Source organism: Paenibacillus puldeungensis, from assembly GCF_042678945.1.
Classification (GTDB): Bacteria; Bacillota; Bacilli; order Paenibacillales; family Paenibacillaceae; genus Fontibacillus; species Fontibacillus puldeungensis.
In genome coordinates this window covers 1-16,468 of the sequence record NZ_JBHTLM010000009.1, presented here as the reverse complement: position 1 = coordinate 16,468, position 16,468 = coordinate 1, and the positions used below count along the sequence as shown (strand labels likewise).

The window sequence follows — 16,468 nt, the reverse complement described above, 5'->3', positions numbered from 1 at the left end:
GAGGGAGAAATGGCTCTGGAGAAGCGGAGCGTTCGCCTTTGTTCGCGGATTTCTACTACTTCTGAATTTATACAATCAGAGAAATCCGGGAACAACAGCGATCGGAAGAACATTTCACCCGCCAGCCTCCACTCGCACTATCTACTAGAGTTCAACCTCAATTACCGCGACAAGCCGATTTTCACAAACTCAAGGAGATGAAATCCATGCAACTACAAACGATCTTCAACACCGAAGCGCCGAACAAATCGACGCGGATTATCGGCGGCGAATGCTCCGGGATATTGAACTGGAACGACATCCGCATGCCTCATATGTATAAACTATACAAGGTTCTGCTGCTGAATCACTGGATTGCGGACGAGATCCCGATGAGCAAAGACGCGCAGCAGTTTCAGCTACTTGATTCGGAAGAGCAGCGCACTTTCAAAATCAACATCTCGCTCCTGGCGGTGCTCGACTCCATGCAAACGATGTTCGTCGGGGACGTAAAGCGTTACTTCACTGATTCCTCGCTCGAGGCCATCTCGGCGATTATTGGACAGCAGGAAGTGGTGCACAACCAGTCGTACTCATACGTCCTCTCCTCCATCGTATCGGAACAGGAGCAGAAGGAGATTTTTGAATACTGGAAGCACGATCCGGTGCTGCTGGAACGCAACACATTCATTTCGGACATTTATCAGAACTTCCGCAACGAGGCGACGCCGCAATCGTTCTTTGAAGCGCTGGTGGCGGATCTGATTTTGGAAGGTGTTTTCTTCTACAGCACATTCGCCTTCTTCTATAACCTGGCGCGCGACCAGAAAATGATGGGCACGAGCCAAATGATTTCCTACATCCAAAGGGATGAAAATCAGCATTGCTACTTCTTTGCCGAGGTATATAAACAGCTGCTGATCGATTATCCGGAGCTGAACACGCCGGAAAATCTCGAATATACGTACCGGACGATCGACCGCGCCGTGGAGCTGGAAACGAACTGGGCACACTACACGCTGAAGGATGTACGGGGCATTGATTTAGACGAATTGTCCGACTACATCAAGTACATTGCCAACAAACGCCTCACGCTCATAGGACTCGACAAAGCTTACCAAGGTGTAGACATCAACTGCATGCCATGGATCAAGCCGTTTTCAGACGAAGCGCTTAATGCGACGAAAACGGACTTCTTCGAGGCCAAATCCCGCAATTACGGTAAGGTCGGCGACGACAACGGGTTCGACGATCTGTAAAAAAGCGTTGTAAGGACACAAGCGCACCGGAAAGGCTGCTTTCAAGGTCATCTTTGACCGGAAGCAGCCCTTTTTTTCCTAAACGTAACCTTTCCTTCCCTCCTGCCGTCTTAGAAAAAGGGAACTCGCCAACACTTTGAAAGGACGTGGTCTTTCATGCCACATTCAGGCATCAAAACGATGCTGACGCTTATGCTCGCAGGTCTGCTGATCGTATCTTCTTTAACGGGATGCACTAAAAAAGAGCAACCCCCCTCCACTTCTTCTCCGGGTCAAACTTCTTCCGGTCAGAACTCAACAAAACCGGAGACAAATGACGACAGCCAAGCCGCCCCGGAAAAGGACGCAAGTTCAAACGCACGTAACAAGGTTCTGCAGGAATTCGAAAGCCTACGCGCCAAAAAAGCGGAAACTCGCGAGTGGATCGCCTTTTTCGATCAGCACTTAACCAGCCTCCCGCAAGAGGATGCAGATCAACTCATGCAAAAGCTGCTGACCTTCTACGAAGAGGATTTGCCGAAGGTTCAGGAGCAGTTTGCGGAGGAGACGGTAGCCAAGGCGCTGTCTGCCCTGGAGTGGCCGATTACGGAGAAAGGCCTGGAGCAGATTCAGGATAACGCCGTCAAGACGAAGATCAAAGCTGTACTGGCTGGCGGCTATAAGCTGGAAACTGCCGAAGGGATGGTTTTCCCGGTCGTGGATTATGGAGCTCTGAAAAAGTACAATGCCTCGCTAAGCGAAAAAATGCAGCAATATATCGGTTTGCTAGCATTGGAGTCAGATAAGAAGATGGCCAGCGACGGCGGCCTCGTTATCAGCTGGGATGAGCTCGCCAAGCGAACGATTGCCTTTGAGAAGTTTTTCAAAGCGTATCCCGGTACGCCGGAAGCCAACCGTGCGAAAGAGCTTTATTATTCCAGCTACTTAAGTGCTTATCTCTACGGGCTGGACAATACTCCAATCTTTGATTTTGATACCTTCAAGCTGACCGATGAAGCCAAAGCTAGCTACGAAAAAACGGTCAAGGCCTATCCCGACACCACAACGGCCGAGGTCGTTCAGGGATTTCTTGACGTCCTGAAGAAAACAAAATGGCAGGTGTTTCGAAAAGCGGACGGACAGCAAACCGACATTCCTGAAGTCAAGGAATATCGGGATCGCGTGTTTGCCGGTCATAAGTAAACAACCATCCTGCCCAAGAGCTTACGAACGCTATTGTATATGGGGAGGATTTCAAAATGACGATAATTTCGTAATTCTAAAGCCTCCCATTCTTCATCAGAACCTGTTGCAAAAATGCGAAAAGCGCCACCGTCATAAATTATTCACATTCTTTTCCCCTCCTTTTTGTATGGCTCCAGGCTTAATATGACTTAAAAACACGGGGTTAGCGGCTAAAAGCAAATCACCACCGCTTGACCCCCTGCCAATGATAGCGTTTACTTAGAGTCTGGCTTATCAGTAAAGTGTTGCATTTTTGCGACTACTGTATTCCCCCTCCATCTTGGCGGCTTTGCCTCTCCTGAACATCCCTTTCAAACAACCTAAAAGACATTTCAAGGTCACTTCTGCCTATGCAATAAATGCCCAGTTTTTGATCGAGTCGCAATTTTACTACACAAATCGCGCTGAAAAACCGCCTGTTTTCGGGCAATTGACGGTCTTTTGCTGCTCGTAATACTATACAAGTGAAATTATTCACAACTAAGTGATGACTAACTAGTGAATAGTTTCACAAATAAACTTATGACTATTTTAACAAACATGATAAGGAGTGACCGCACATGTCAAAAGTAATTACGGCTGCACAGGCTGCGGAGCTGATTAAGGATGGAGACACAGTAGCAGCAAGCGGATTCGGGTTGTCCTGCTGGGCCGAGGAGATGGGGATTGCCATTGAGGAACGGTTCCTTCAAACCGGGCACCCTCAAAACCTCACAGTAATGCATGCCAGTGCAGTAGGCAACCGCCGCGATAAAGGGATGAGCCACTTGGGTCATGAAGGGCTAGTAAAGCGCTGGATCGGCGGCATCGCGATCGCTTCCCCTGGAATGGCTAAGTTAATCGAAGAGGATAAATGCGAAGCTTACAATTTGCCGCAGGGCGTCATTACTCAGCTGTTCCGTGAAATCGCAGCCAAGCGCCCTGGTGTTATAACAAAAGTCGGTATGGAAACATTCGTTGACCCTCGATTAGAGGGAGGCAAAATGTCCCCACGAACCAAGGAAGAACTCGTGAAAGTGATCGAGCTCGAAGGTGAGGAGTGGCTGTTTTATAAATCATTTCCGATCCAAGTCGCCCTGATTCGCGGAACTGTCGCAGACGAGAACGGCAACCTCACACTGGAAAAAGAAGGACTCCATATGGAGGTGCTTCCGATTGCACAAGCGGTGCGCAACTCCGGCGGCATCGTCATCGCCCAAGTGGAAACGATCGCTAAGAACGGTACACTGAACCCTAAAGATATCAAAGTTCCCGGAATCCTGATCGACCATCTGGTCGTATCCAAGCCGGAAAATCACTTCCAAACGGAAAATACGTATTACAACCCGGCCTTCTCCGGCCATGTCAAAGTACCGCTCGGCGCCATCGAATCGATTCCGCTGGACGAGCGCAAAATCATTTCCCGTCGTTCTGCAGCCGAGCTAGTGCCTAACACGATTTTGAACCTCGGCGTGGGAATTCCGGTCTGCGTAGGTACAATTGCTGCAGAAGAAGGCGTCAGTGATCAGCTGATCCTGACGACAGAAGCCGGTTCTATCGGCGGCGTACCAGCCGGGCTGAAAGACTTCGGCCATGCTTATAACTCGGAAGCTATCGTCGATCACGATGCGCAGTTCGATTTTTACGATGGTGGCGGCATTGATTTGTCCGTGCTGGGCCTTGCGCAAACCGACGAGTTCGGCAATGTCAATGTCAGCAAATTCGGAACCCGTGTAGCCGGCTGCGGCGGCTTCATCAACATTTCTCAAGCAGCCAAGAAGCTCGTGTTCGCAGGAACGTTTACGGCCGGCGGTCTGGAAATCAAGGTTGAGGACGGCAAGCTGCATATCGTTACCGAAGGGAAAGCTAAGAAGTTCATCAAGAAGGTCCAGCAGGTTACGTTTAGCGGCTCCTACGCCTCAAAAGTAAATCAACCGGTTATCTACGTCACTGAACGCGCGGTATTCGAGCTAATCGACGGCAAAATGACACTGACAGAAATCGCACCAGGCGTGGATCTGCAAACTCATATTTTGGATCAAATGGAGTTTGAGCCGGTGATCTCTCCAAACCTGAAGGAAATGGACTCTGCGATGTTCCAAGAAAACTGGGGCAAACTGAAATCTATCATCGCTCAGCACACAAAATAGCTCATATTCGACTTATTTATAACTAGGAGGAAACCTCAAATGAACTTGGATCAAAGCCGCTGGAGAATTTTAATCGCTTCTACCCTCATCAACATCTGTGTCGGCTCCATCTATGCGTTCAGTATTTTTGCACTTCCTTTAAGCAAATTGTTTAATGCTTCTATGCCGGAAATTATGATGGCCTTCACGATCAATGCAGCCATTTCCCCGATCCCGATGATTTTGGGCGGCAAGCTGGTCGATAAAGGCGGCGCGAAAATTGCCATCTTCCTCGGTGGTGCGATGTTCGGACTTGGGTTTATTTTATCCGGTCTCGCCACCGAACCTTGGATGCTTTATATCACTTACGGCGTCATTGCCGGGATCGGTCAAGGTATCGTGTACTCGTCGACGATTGGCAATACCGTGAAGCTCTTCCCGGATAAAAGAGGTCTTGCTGCAGGTATTGTAACTGCGGGATACGGCGGAGGCACAATCGTAATTGCTCCTCTCGCCAACGCCTTGATTACGAATTCCGGCGTTCAAACAGCCATGATGATGCTTGGTGCTGCTTTCTTAGTCATTATCCTGGGCGCTGGTACTTTGGTGAAGCCTTGCCCGGTTGGTTTTGCTCCGCAGGGCTGGACACCACCGGCCGCCGCGTCCAAGAAGGGCGGAGTCAATATCCCATGGCATCAAATGATCAAAAAACCTCTGTTCTATGTCATCGCCTGCTTGTTCCTGATCGGTGCGCTGTCGGGCATGATGGTTACTGCCAATGCCTCTGTTATCGGTCAGAAAATGTTCGGTCTTTCCGCGGCATCGGCTGCCTTGTTCGTTAGCTTGTACTCCTTGAGCAACTGCTTGGGTCGCGTGTTCTGGGGCGCTGTCTCCGACCGGATCGGACGTCTGAAATGTCTGATGATGATTTATATCGTCATTGCTGCCATGATGCTCACGATCGCTTTATCCACCTCGGTGGCCGGGTTTGCAGTAGCCATCGTAGGGATCGGCCTCTGCTTCGGCGGAACGATGGGCATTTTCCCTTCCATCGTCGGCGAGAAGTTCGGCATGAAATACTACGGCGTCAACTACGGCGTAACGTTTATCGGCTATTCGGGCGCCGCCTTCTTCGGACCGCGGATCGCCAACTCAGTGGCCGCTGCCAACAACGGGCAGTTTACGAACGCTTTTTATATTGCATTAGTGATCGCACTGGTCGGTTTCGCGCTTACTTTCCTGTTCAAAGCGATGGAAAAAGGACAGCAAACGGACGATACGCCTGTTAAACCGAAAGCTGCTTAATCTGCAATTTATCTAGTGAACTTTTAAGGTTATTAAAAAATTAGTAAATGGAGGACAACTATATGTCGATTACAAAACTACTGGGCATCAAATATCCGATTTTCCAAGGCGCCATGGCGCAAATCGCCCTTGATCCGCTCGTAAGCGCCGTTTCCAATGCAGGCGGCCTCGGCATTATCGGCTCCGGTGGGATGAGCGCGGACCGGCTTCGGGAAGAAATCCGGAAAGTGAGATCCAATACGGATAAGCCATTTGCCGTGAACCTGATGCTGATGATGCACAACATTCCGGAACTGGTTCAAGTGATTGTGGAAGAAGGCGTTAAAATCGTTACGACCGGTGCAGGAACGCCTGCCCCTTACATGCAAACTTTTAAGGAGAACGGAATCAAGGTCATTCCGGTGATCCCTTCCGTGAAGATTGCGAAGAAAATGGAAGCGCTCGGCGCCGATGCCGTCGTAGCGGAAGGTACAGAAGCCGGCGGTCACGTCGGCGAAACGACGACGATGGCTCTGCTGCCCCAAGTTGCCAGCGCCGTTTCCATTCCGGTGATTGGTGCAGGCGGTATCGCGGACGGACGCGGCATCGCAGCGGCGTTTGCCCTCGGCGCTCAAGGCGTACAGGTCGGAACTCGCTTCCTGGCTACCGTGGAGTGCCCGACTCACGAAAACTTCAAGCAGGCGGTCATTCAAGCCGATGACACCAGCACAACGGTGACCGGCCGCAGCATCGGTGGGCCTGTGAGAAGCATCAAGAACAGCATGATCGCCGAATATCTCAAGCTGGAGAACGAACACGCTTCCCGCGAGGAATTGGAGAAAATCAGCCTCGGGTCGCTGCGCAGAGCCGTTTTTGAAGGGGATACCGATCGCGGTTCTGTCATGGCCGGGCAAATCTGCGGCCTGTGCAACGAAATTACGACCGTAGAAGAAATGATTACCGGCATGTTTGCTGAGGCTCAAAAGGTCATGGAAAACCTGGGTAAATTGTCGATCGTCGAATAAGTATTTTAACCACAGCCAGGCATCTTCTCACCTAGAGAGTTGCTTGGCTTTCTCTTTACGCTTGCTCTCCGCTATAATACTAATAAATTGATGATCCTAACAAACAAAAGCGAGGTGACGAGTATGTCCAAAAGCTCCGGGAAAAAAGCCGCTAAGGCCCCAGCAGAGAAAATCAGCAGCGAATCGCCATCTACGTTATTTGTTACGGATGCCAAAGGAAACATTCTAATCTCCAACGAGTTTACCGCCCTGACAATCGGGGTGCCGCTGGAGGAGCTGCTTAAATATAATGTCCAGGACCTCGTCAAAGCCGGATATTACAGCCATTCCATCACGATGCAAGCCATCGAGTCCAAGCAAAAGGTATCTCATCCCGTCAAAACGATCCAGGGATTTACGGTATTTTCAACGGCAATTCCGATTTTGGACAAGAATGGAGAGGTGCAGCTCGTCGTCACCAGCTCTCATGAGTACAAAGGCGGGCCGTTCAACCTGCCGCCAGCAAGTGTGCCTCCCTCCTCCCCCGTTCCGCGCTCTAAAAAGCGGTCCGAGCCGAAGCCGCCGGGAAGAGAAACGGGCATTGTCGCCGAAAGTTTGGCGATGAAGCAAATTATTCAGGTATGCAATCAAATCGCTTCCTACGACAGCAAGGTGCTGATTCTCGGCGAATCCGGGACAGGTAAGGAAGTGATTGCCAAATATATTCATCAAAAGAGCAACAAGTGGAACGGACCGTTCATTTCGATCAACTGTGCCGCCATTCCCCCGGCCTTGTTCGAATACGAACTGTTTGGCTATGAGAAGGGCGCATTCTCCGGGGCCGCTGAAGAGAAGAAAGGCATGTTCGAAATCGCCAGTGGCGGCGTTCTTTTTCTGGATGAGATTGCCGAAATGCCGCTCGAAATGCAAGCAAAACTGCTGCGCGTCCTGGAGCACAACGAATTTCGCAGAGTCGGCGGTGTCAGCCAAATCCCGGTCAACTGCCGGATCATTTGCGCCACTAACCGTGATTTGTGGAACCTGGTGAAAAAAGGGCTGTTCCGCGAGGATCTATATTACCGGATCAACGTCATTCCGATTCATATCCCGCCACTGCGCAACCGTAAATCGGACCTGGTCGGTTTAATCTCCAGCTTCATTGCGCACTTCAACCAAATTTATCGCAAAAAATATACGCTGAACGCGGATGATTTTCAAAAGATGCTGGACCAGCCTTGGCACGGGAACGTGCGGGAGCTGAAAAACTACGTGGAGCGGCTCGTCATCACCGACTCATCCGCCCCCCCATCCCCGGCTCTGGAAGAAAGCGTGGCCGACTGGTTCTCCCTCGATCATTTTATCGAGAAAAACCAGGACAAGCTCAGTGATTTGAAGGACTTTACCGCACTTGTCGAAGGACGATATATTCAGCAGGTCTTAAAGTCCTGCGGGGGCAACGGCTCGGAAGCCGCCAAGCAGCTAGGCATCGACCGCTCGGCGATTTACCGGAAGCTAAAGCGGATGAAGGAAGCGCTGGGAGAGGACAAGGAGCCCTGACTAAGTGATGGACGGCCGTGCAGATAACAGCACCATTGGGTATCTATTCTTTAAGTTGCGTAAAAAAGGCTTATTATGGTGGTATCTAACCATAATAAGCCTTTTTTTAACAGAAAAACGATATTAGGTAGTAATACCTTCGACTACCCTATAAAAACGACTGCATCCTTACGTTGAAATGCTAATGGTAATTTGTCTTGAATCCCTTCTATCCTTTCAATTATTTTCTCTTTTTCTTCTCCAATTGAATTTTAGCCGCCAGTCGGAAAGAGATCTATCCACTGCAGCCCAAGTGACTCAATGCGCTAATTGACATAATTATTTACCTCCAGAGATTGCACTGAAACTATAGTCAGGGAATTCTACGAATGGATTTTTGTAAGGAAATCTTCGAGCATTTTCCTTACTGGTATGCTAGCGGTAGGCAATAAGTCATTTACACGTTGTAGAATCTGGGGGTTATCCAATATCATTTTTTTACTTTCTAGACTTGAATAACTTCTTAGTGTGTCAATGCATATCTCGAATAACTCCTCATCATTTGTATTGAGCAAAGAGATTAGAATGTTAAAATCATGTACACTACACTTATTATCCAAGCAATATGCTATTTTTCTTTGCCATTCTATTGGTTTATTAAGCACTTTATTAGATAATTCACCCCAATCACTCGGGCTAAACTCTGCAAGCATTTCGCTTGCTATGACACAGCCATCATCGTACCAAGAATCTATCGTTGTATCAGCGGATAAAAGGTGGTCTAGTTCTTTGTACATATTTGGTTCCCCCACATATATTTGTATTAAAATACTGATGGACGAGACGCGTTTACAAAAGTCCCAAATCAAGCAAAAAAGCTCACTTCAAGCTCGTTTAATACGAGCCCAAGCAAGCTTATTTCAACTAGTCCTCTTCCCTGGCAAGCAGCTCCTTCAGCATGCGCTCCCGGTTGTTCACGAACTCCTTCATGATAATGAAGTGATCCGTTTCTTCCAGCGAAACCTGCCGAATGCCTTCCGCCGTGAGCTGGTAGATCAGGCTGTCCGGATAGGCCATGAGAATCGGCGAATGGGTAGAAATAATAAACTGAGAGTGCTTCTCCACCAGATCGTGGATTCGTGACAGCATCGCCATTTGGCGATACGGGGACAACGCCGCCTCCGGCTCGTCCATAATGTATAACCCCCGCCCGCCGAACCGGTTCATGAAGGCGGCAAAAAACGATTCCCCATGCGACATCATATGCAGCGATCTTCCACCATACGATTCTATAATCGGAGGGCCGAAGCTCATTTCCCGATCAAGCGCATCAATTTCCGTCGCCAGGTTGTAATAGCTCTCCGCCCGAAAAAAGAACCCATCCCTCGGTCTGGTCACACCGCGAACCATCCGCAAATAATGGTACAGCTCGGAGTGGGTCTCTGCGGTAGAAAAAGTAAAGTTCAGCGTGCCCCCTTCCGCGTTAAAGCCTAGAGCGACCGCAACCGCTTCAAGCAGGGTGGACTTTCCCATCCCGTTTTCGCCCACGATATAGGTTACTTTCGGGTGAAATTTAAGCTGATCAAGCGAAGAGATGGCTGGCAGGTGAAAAGGATATTTTTTAAAGGAAGGCACCTCTTCACGCAATAGAGCAATACTGCGCAAATAAGCCGTCATTTCCATAGTAGACTACGTTCCTCCTCCATTAACCGGGTAAAAGCTTCTTTATATCAAGGGCAAGCTGCAAGGATGCTGACGCCTTATCCATACTTAACATCGACTCCGATCCATGAACGCAGCAATCGAGCACATGCTTGATGGACTCCTCGTAAGGATTAACGGAGGGCAGGTCAATCGTACTTTTTCCTCCCGGTGTATACTCGATAAGCTGTTGCTGGGTTCCTTCGTTAGAAGACTGCTCATAAAAGTGCAGTGCTCCATGCTCAAAAATAGCCTCATACCCCACCGTAAACGGATAAGACTTAGGCAACATCGAAGATCCCGCCAACTCCACCATTACCCCATCATATGTCAACAAGGCGCTGACACAGGCCTCCCTGTCATTGCTGGAGCTTCCTGCCGCAGCAACCTCACGAGGCATGCCCAAGATCCAAGTAATAAAGTCCAGTTCATGGATCATCAGGTTGGTTACAATCGTGTCGAACCCCAATTTGCCCCAGACAGCTGCCGTGTTTCTTTTTAGATGAATCGCCTTAAGCTCACCGTATAAATTTTGCTGTATGGCATCATAGATCAGCCGGTAAGCAGGATCAAATTTGATAAACAAATCAACAAATACCCGTTTACCAGATTCGAGCTCTGCTTTCCGAATCGCCGCTGCTTCATCCATAGTCTCGCACACTTTCGTTTCGCAAAAAACATGCTTTCCCTTGGCCAACGCTTTTTGAATATACTCACAGTGTAAGCGATTAGGTAAGCATACATCAACCAGTCCAATGTCCGGATCGTTCAAAATATCGTCGATCTCCGTGGTCGTGTTGACGCCCAGTTCACCCCTTAGGCCAAAGAGCTTTTGTTCATTTCTCCCGAAGATCGTTATTGACTCCACGGACGGCAATTTTTTGTATATACTCGCATGATATGCTCCAAACCCTGTTCCCAAAATACCCACTTTCATCTTTTCCCCTACCCCTTTCGATATCCTTGGAATACCCCTATCATACGAAAAAATTGTTGACAACTTATTGTCATAAATGTAGAATTCCGTTGAATAAACGACTCGAGCAGCGAGTTTGAACGGGGGAGAATAAGACATGCGATTGCACCGGCTAATTGCCATTTTGCTGCTCATTGAATCGAGAGGACAAGTGAAGGCCAAAGAGCTGGCGGAGGCATTGGAAACGTCGCCGCGGACGATATTTCGGGATATCGATACCCTGTGCGAAGCGGGCGTTCCGATCACGACGACAACCGGACCGAACGGCGGAATCCGCTTGATGGAGGGATATTCTGCGCATTTGTACAACCTTCAAAGCGAGGATGCCGTAAACCTGTACTTAAGCGGAATCGGGATGTACTCCGGCTCAGCCGATACGAGCCAGCAGCTAAAACAAACCTTGCTTAAGCTGGAAAATACGCTCCCTAAGGAATATCAGCATGATTTTAAGGTGGCACGGGAACGGTTCCTTTTCGATGAAACGCCGTGGTGGGGTGAACGACCGACTCCCAAATGCTTGGAGCAGCTCAGAAAATCGCTCTGGCAATTGCGGAGGATACAAATTTCGTATCGCAAGGTCAACAGCCATGAAGCTTCCTCCAAAGAAAACGTACTTCCCTACGGACTCGTACTGAAAGATATGCAGTGGTATCTAGTCGCTTGGAGTGAACAGAGTGAAAAATTAAAAACTTATAAATGCGAACGGATTGCAAGTGTGGAGTTATCGGACAAATCCTTCGCCATTCCCCCGGAATTTAACCTTGAGGAATACTGGATTCATAGTGTAGATCAGTTTATAAAGACAAAAAAAGAAACCGAGATGTACCCGGTTCTGATGAAAATTAGCAAAGGTAAAGAAGCTCTTTTAAAAAGGTTCGATGTTCTGGAGAAACTGGATCAAGGCGACGATATCAAAGTAAAGGTGAATATGCACGGTTTCGAATTAGCTTGCACTGAAGTCATGCACATCCTTTGGGACGCAGAGATTCTCGAACCCGGTGAGCTAAGAAATTTCATTAAAGACCGTTTTTTACGCTCCGTGGAGATATATTTTAATTAAAGTCACGGCATCTGTACAAATCATGCTTTTCTCGCCACGATCACCCCATCCCCAATTGGTAAAAGCGTACTCTCAAGTTCCGGGCAATGGATGACCTGTTGATTAAATTGCTCGATGGGTTCAATTAAATCGTGCCATTTGGCATCCAGTTCTAGTACGGGAAACAATGTATCCTCGGCAACCAGCAATCCGCCTGACTTTAGAATTCTTAAGCAATCATTGAACAAGACCGGATATAGTCTCTTGTCTACATCCAGAAAAATAAAATCGAACTCCTTATCGTTCAGCGAAGGTAAGATTTGCATGGCATCCCCTATTTTTAATTCGATAGCATCGGAAACTCCGGCATAATCAAAGTTCAATGCTGCCTGTTTTGCAATCTTGTCATCGTATTCAATTGTAGTGATTCTTCCGCCATATTCCTTAACCACCTGAGCCATAGATGTCGTAGAGTAACCTATACACGTACCGACCTCCAAAATTTTCCCAGGCCGGATCATACGGATAAGGAGTTTCAAATATCTTGCCACATCATCGTCAACGACTGGACTAAAATCCTCCAATTGGGTTGTATGAGTGAATTTCTCCTTGGTTAATCTCGTTTCTTGTTCATAAAGCTGATTAATGTATGTATTAATATCGCTTAAATCCGTCATACTTGTATCACTCCTCATTCATTAAAGCCATTTGTTTATGCAACTCTCCTAAACCATGAAATAATTGATCGACGTCCTCATCTTTCATTTTGGATAAAGAATGAAATAAAAATTTACTGCTAGCCTGCATATCAATCTGATTAATCAATAACCTTCCTTCATCGGTTAAAACAACTCTGCTGATTCTCCGGTCGCTACTGTCCTTGATTCTGCTGACAAGTCCTTTGTTCTCAAGTCTGGTTACTCTTTCAGAAACCGTGTTCTGTGAGTTATTAATATTTTTTGCGATTTGGCCAATCGTAGGTGCTTGAATTTCATCATTTACATCAAGCATCAGCTCGTCCAATTCAATTAACAGATGGTACTGTTCCAAACTGAGATCATACTTTTGAGCGAGCTCATGATACCTTGTGTGAATCAATTCGTCGATCCCATCCTTCAAATCAATGATCTTTTGTATTTTCTCTTCCTTTCTCATATTAACTCCTTCGCTATTTATATCGTTACACGATATAATCGTTATACGATATATATTACGCTCTTCGACCACATTGTCAAGAAAAAGCCCCAAAGGCTATGGTTTCTTGCACCATTTCCTTGGGGCTTGTGTTTGTTACTTGCTTTATGATCAGATCGATCTGGGGTCAGCCTTCCGCTCCCTGAACAAAGCGGTACACACTGTCAACCTTTTCTTCCGTCAAATCACCGCTATTGTCAAACACGAGAATCGACGAGGCCGGAATGTCCCAGTTAATCTCCGGGACGAATTGGACGCGGTGCTTGAAGTCGTCCCAGTGCTCCAGTTTCCATGTATCACGTTCTGTTTGTCGATCAATGATTCTTTCCTTCTGCGTATCCATGTCCTTTAAGGTGACAGCCACAACCTTGACATCCACTTCTTTTTTGGACAAATGAGCCGCCGCAAGAACCTCTTCGATCCAGGCTTTATTTTTCAGCTCCGCCGTAAAGGGAGAGATCATAAACACGTTTTGGCCTGCGGCAAGGTTTTCAATGCAAATGTCCTTCGTGGTGTCGTACTCCAGGTTGCGAAGGTGTTTTTTATAAAATTCGGAGTCGCGGTCGTTCACGTCGAGGCCGTTCATCTCCAGCATTTTTTCCACAAAGCGTCCACCCACCGTATCCCGGTCCAAAAAAGCCGCTTGCATGCGCTTTGCCAGTTCCCGGGCCACCGTCGTTTTGCCAGTCCCTGCTACCCCTACAAAAAAGACTAACTTTTGCATATGTATCCTCCTCGAAATCATCCTGTAGTAGTTTATCCTATTGTACTCTCCCGAAACCGCGATTCCAACCGGTTGTATGCTCAGAAGGCTACCGATAAACGTCGCGCCTACCGATGGCGCAGGTTCGTTTCTTGAATCAGCTCCTTCACGTTGTCCTTCAATCGAGCAACGAGCTCATCCGCAAGGTCGAAGCCGCCTTCCTCTTTTCGGGCGACCTGGGAATCGACCGTATACACGCCGCTCAAAATATAGCGTGCTCCCAAGGCCGACAGCACCGGCTTCAGCGCATAGTCCATCGACAGCAGGTGAGCGAGGCTTCCACCAATGAAGAGCGGTAATACCACTTTGCCGGCCAGCCCTTTTTGCGGGATCAGGTCAAGGAACGTCTTGAGTACCCCTGTATAGGAAGCCTGGTAGACAGGACTCGCTATGATCACGGCATCCGCTTCCGCCACTAGCGCATTAGCCTTGACGATCGCTTCGCTTTCGAATTTGGCGCGGATCAGATCCTCAGCCGGCAGGTCAGCCACATTCAATCGCCGCACTTCCATACCTTCCTGCACAAGCAATTCCTCCGTCAAAGAAATAACGCCCGCCAGCCGGGATCCCGGAGTCGGACTTCCATTAATAATAGCAACCTTTGCCATGATTATGACTCTCCTTCATCTATAATAAATTCCGATGATTTCACTAAACTTTCAAAAAAATGCTATCAACATTTTAAATAAAAGTCAATTCGCGGCTCGTTCGCATTTCATGCCAATGTAGCACATTCGGCCGGGGCCGATGTCGTTATCCCCTATTTGCGGGAAACTTCGGACGCCTTAGAAACGAGGCACGGGCAGTCGTTTCACTCACCCGCTCTTTGGCGATCTCGCTGATGGATCGGGGAATCCGAGTGAACGCCGTGGCTCCCGGCTCCGTTTGGACTCCTTTAATTCCAGCCAGCTTATCAGCTGAGCAGGTCACTACCTTTGGAACCGACGCTCCGATTGGACGTGCCGCACAGCCTTATGAACTGGCATCGGCTTACGTATACCTCGCGAGCAGCGATTCCTCCTTTACGACCGGCGAGACGGTTCATGTAAACGGTGGCGAGATGGTTACGGCTTAGCTGTGTGTGGATTTTTGGAGGCCTTGGTCGAACTGGGCAGACCCGGGCAGGCTGTGTCGGACGTACCTGGTGAAAAGTTGCCATGTGCTGAGTTGAGGTGGAATTGAGTTGGGGTGAGTAGAAGTGAGCTGACAAGAATCGGAATTGAGTTGGATTGGAGTGACATGGGACGGATTAAGACGCAATTGGGTCCGATTGGAGTTAGCATGAGCCGGATTGAGCCGTAATTGCCGGTTTGGAGGTAGCATGGCCCGGATTTGCCCCATGTTTACCCCGACTTTGGCCCTGATAAAGGAAGATTCGGGGATGGCAGGACAAATAGGGGAAAATTATGGCCCTATTTAAACAGATTTGCCTATTTCTCAAAAAATAAGGGCATTTTGTGTACTTATTCTCTGTTCTCTCCCTCAAAAATCGTCTTTTTACCCACATCCATCGGAATTAAGGCCATTAAAATCCCCTATTTTTATGAAATTCCCCTATTGAGCCGCATTAAGGCCCTTTTTTACCCTTATTTAGTTGGACTCGCTTGCGGGAATAGCAAAACGTTTCCCCCTCCAAGTTTCAAAGGCCCAAATACCAGTCCCATTACCAGTCACGGCCGGCAAAGGGCACTGAACAGTTGAAAAAAAAGCCGACACCCCTTAACAGGAGAATCGACTTTTTTACTTGGAGGTTAGTAGAACCAAAGCACCGTCGCTTGTCTCGCCTCACAGCGCCTCAATGATATCGCTTGCGAGCAAGGAGGCCGGGTTCCCACGCCGGGCGATGGCGTGCTCCCCAGCGGCGCCGTGGAGGTAGACGCCGAGCGCTGCCGCTTGCACGGCGTCCAAGCCCTGGGCGAGCAGCCCGGCGATGAGGCCCGTCAACACGTCGCCCGCTCCCCCGGTAGCCATGCCGGGGTGCCCGGTGACGTTGACGAACACGCGGCCGTCCGGGGCCGCCACTACGGTGCGCGCTCCCTTCAGCACGAGCGTTACGCCGTGCTGGGTTGCAAAGCGGCGCGCCAGGCCGATGCGGTCCCGTTGCACCTCGGCTGTGGACAGGCCGGCCAGCCGAGCCATTTCACCGGGATGCGGCGTCAAAATCGTCGGCGCATCCCGGTGAGACCACGCCGCGAGTCCATCATGCGCGGCGAGGATGTTTAGGGCGTCGGCATCCACGACCAGGGGATGCCGGGCGCCCTCCCACAAGGCGCGCATGAAGCCGGCCTCGCCCGGGAAGCGGCCCAGCCCCGGGCCGACGGCGAGCACGCCGCGCGCCGCCAGCAGCCGCAGCACTTCGTCCACTGCGGCTTCGCTCCAGGCGCCGGTCCCGCCGTCGGCG

15 protein-coding genes and 1 pseudogene are annotated in these 16,468 nt (G+C 49.2%); 8 read left to right on the top strand and 8 right to left on the bottom strand.

The annotated features are described in order from the left end of the window. Positions 1–206 precede the first annotated feature (206 nt). The 6 genes from ACFQ3W_RS13600 to ACFQ3W_RS13575 all read left to right on the top strand — a co-directional run bounded on the left by ACFQ3W_RS13600 (position 207) and on the right by ACFQ3W_RS13575 (position 8,415). Positions 207–1,238: a ribonucleotide-diphosphate reductase subunit beta gene (locus tag ACFQ3W_RS13600; protein WP_379319782.1), complete on the top strand. Its 1,032-nt coding sequence runs from the start codon at positions 207–209 to the stop codon at positions 1,236–1,238. 156 nt (positions 1,239–1,394) lie between these two features. Then, a complete protein-coding gene (locus tag ACFQ3W_RS13595; protein ID WP_379319781.1) occupies positions 1,395–2,420 on the top strand; it encodes a hypothetical protein in 1,026 nt (341 codons plus the stop codon). Between the two features lie 602 nt (positions 2,421–3,022). Further along, positions 3,023–4,591: an acyl CoA:acetate/3-ketoacid CoA transferase gene (locus ACFQ3W_RS13590; protein WP_379319780.1), complete on the top strand. Its 1,569-nt coding sequence runs from the start codon at positions 3,023–3,025 to the stop codon at positions 4,589–4,591. Positions 4,592–4,630: 39 nt separating this feature from the next. Next, on the top strand, positions 4,631–5,875 hold the full coding sequence (locus ACFQ3W_RS13585; RefSeq protein ID WP_379319779.1) for an L-lactate MFS transporter: 1,245 nt from the start codon (positions 4,631–4,633) through the stop codon (positions 5,873–5,875). A gap of 62 nt (positions 5,876–5,937) precedes the next feature. Next, on the top strand, positions 5,938–6,879 hold the full coding sequence (locus tag ACFQ3W_RS13580; protein WP_379319778.1) for a nitronate monooxygenase: 942 nt from the start codon (positions 5,938–5,940) through the stop codon (positions 6,877–6,879). A 123-nt stretch (positions 6,880–7,002) separates the two neighbouring features. Continuing rightward, entirely contained in the window at positions 7,003–8,415 is a 1,413-nt protein-coding gene (locus ACFQ3W_RS13575) for a sigma-54 interaction domain-containing protein (protein ID WP_379319777.1), read from the top strand. 362 nt (positions 8,416–8,777) lie between these two features. On the opposite strand, the gene ACFQ3W_RS13570 is transcribed toward ACFQ3W_RS13575, so the two are convergent. From ACFQ3W_RS13570 to ACFQ3W_RS13560, 3 genes are all read right to left on the bottom strand, one after another. Continuing rightward, a complete protein-coding gene (locus ACFQ3W_RS13570; RefSeq protein ID WP_379319776.1) occupies positions 8,778–9,191 on the bottom strand; it encodes a hypothetical protein in 414 nt (137 codons plus the stop codon). A gap of 127 nt (positions 9,192–9,318) precedes the next feature. Further along, complete coding sequence (locus ACFQ3W_RS13565) at positions 9,319–10,077, bottom strand: AAA family ATPase (RefSeq protein WP_379319775.1); 759 nt, start codon at positions 10,075–10,077, stop codon at positions 9,319–9,321. Positions 10,078–10,099: 22 nt separating this feature from the next. Next, positions 10,100–11,032: a Gfo/Idh/MocA family protein gene (locus ACFQ3W_RS13560; protein WP_379319774.1), complete on the bottom strand. Its 933-nt coding sequence runs from the start codon at positions 11,030–11,032 to the stop codon at positions 10,100–10,102. Positions 11,033–11,168: 136 nt separating this feature from the next. Here ACFQ3W_RS13560 and ACFQ3W_RS13555 point away from each other — a divergent pair, with 136 nt between their 5' ends. Next, the gene (locus ACFQ3W_RS13555) at positions 11,169–12,131 is read left to right on the top strand and encodes a helix-turn-helix transcriptional regulator (protein ID WP_379319773.1); all 963 of its coding nucleotides are present in this window, start codon (positions 11,169–11,171) and stop codon (positions 12,129–12,131) included. Between the two features lie 20 nt (positions 12,132–12,151). Here the strand turns inward: ACFQ3W_RS13555 and ACFQ3W_RS13550 are convergent, their stop codons facing one another. The 4 genes from ACFQ3W_RS13550 to ssuE all read right to left on the bottom strand — a co-directional run bounded on the left by ACFQ3W_RS13550 (position 12,152) and on the right by ssuE (position 14,675). Continuing rightward, on the bottom strand, positions 12,152–12,787 hold the full coding sequence (locus ACFQ3W_RS13550; protein WP_379319772.1) for an O-methyltransferase: 636 nt from the start codon (positions 12,785–12,787) through the stop codon (positions 12,152–12,154). 7 nt (positions 12,788–12,794) lie between these two features. Continuing rightward, a complete protein-coding gene (locus ACFQ3W_RS13545) occupies positions 12,795–13,265 on the bottom strand; it encodes a MarR family winged helix-turn-helix transcriptional regulator (protein WP_379319771.1) in 471 nt (156 codons plus the stop codon). Positions 13,266–13,431: 166 nt separating this feature from the next. Continuing rightward, complete coding sequence (locus tag ACFQ3W_RS13540; RefSeq protein ID WP_379319770.1) at positions 13,432–14,028, bottom strand: AAA family ATPase; 597 nt, start codon at positions 14,026–14,028, stop codon at positions 13,432–13,434. Between the two features lie 107 nt (positions 14,029–14,135). Then, positions 14,136–14,675, bottom strand: a complete 540-nt coding sequence (gene ssuE / locus ACFQ3W_RS13535; RefSeq protein ID WP_379319769.1) for an NADPH-dependent FMN reductase — start codon at positions 14,673–14,675, stop codon at positions 14,136–14,138. A 194-nt stretch (positions 14,676–14,869) separates the two neighbouring features. Between ssuE and ACFQ3W_RS13530 the strand changes: the two are divergent. Then, a pseudogene (locus tag ACFQ3W_RS13530) lies at positions 14,870–15,142 on the top strand (SDR family oxidoreductase); the annotation flags it as partial. A 710-nt stretch (positions 15,143–15,852) separates the two neighbouring features. Here the strand turns inward: ACFQ3W_RS13530 and ACFQ3W_RS13525 are convergent. Continuing rightward, positions 15,853–16,468 (bottom strand): NAD(P)H-hydrate dehydratase (locus tag ACFQ3W_RS13525; RefSeq protein ID WP_379319768.1); only part of this gene is annotated, 616 nt, incomplete at its 5' end.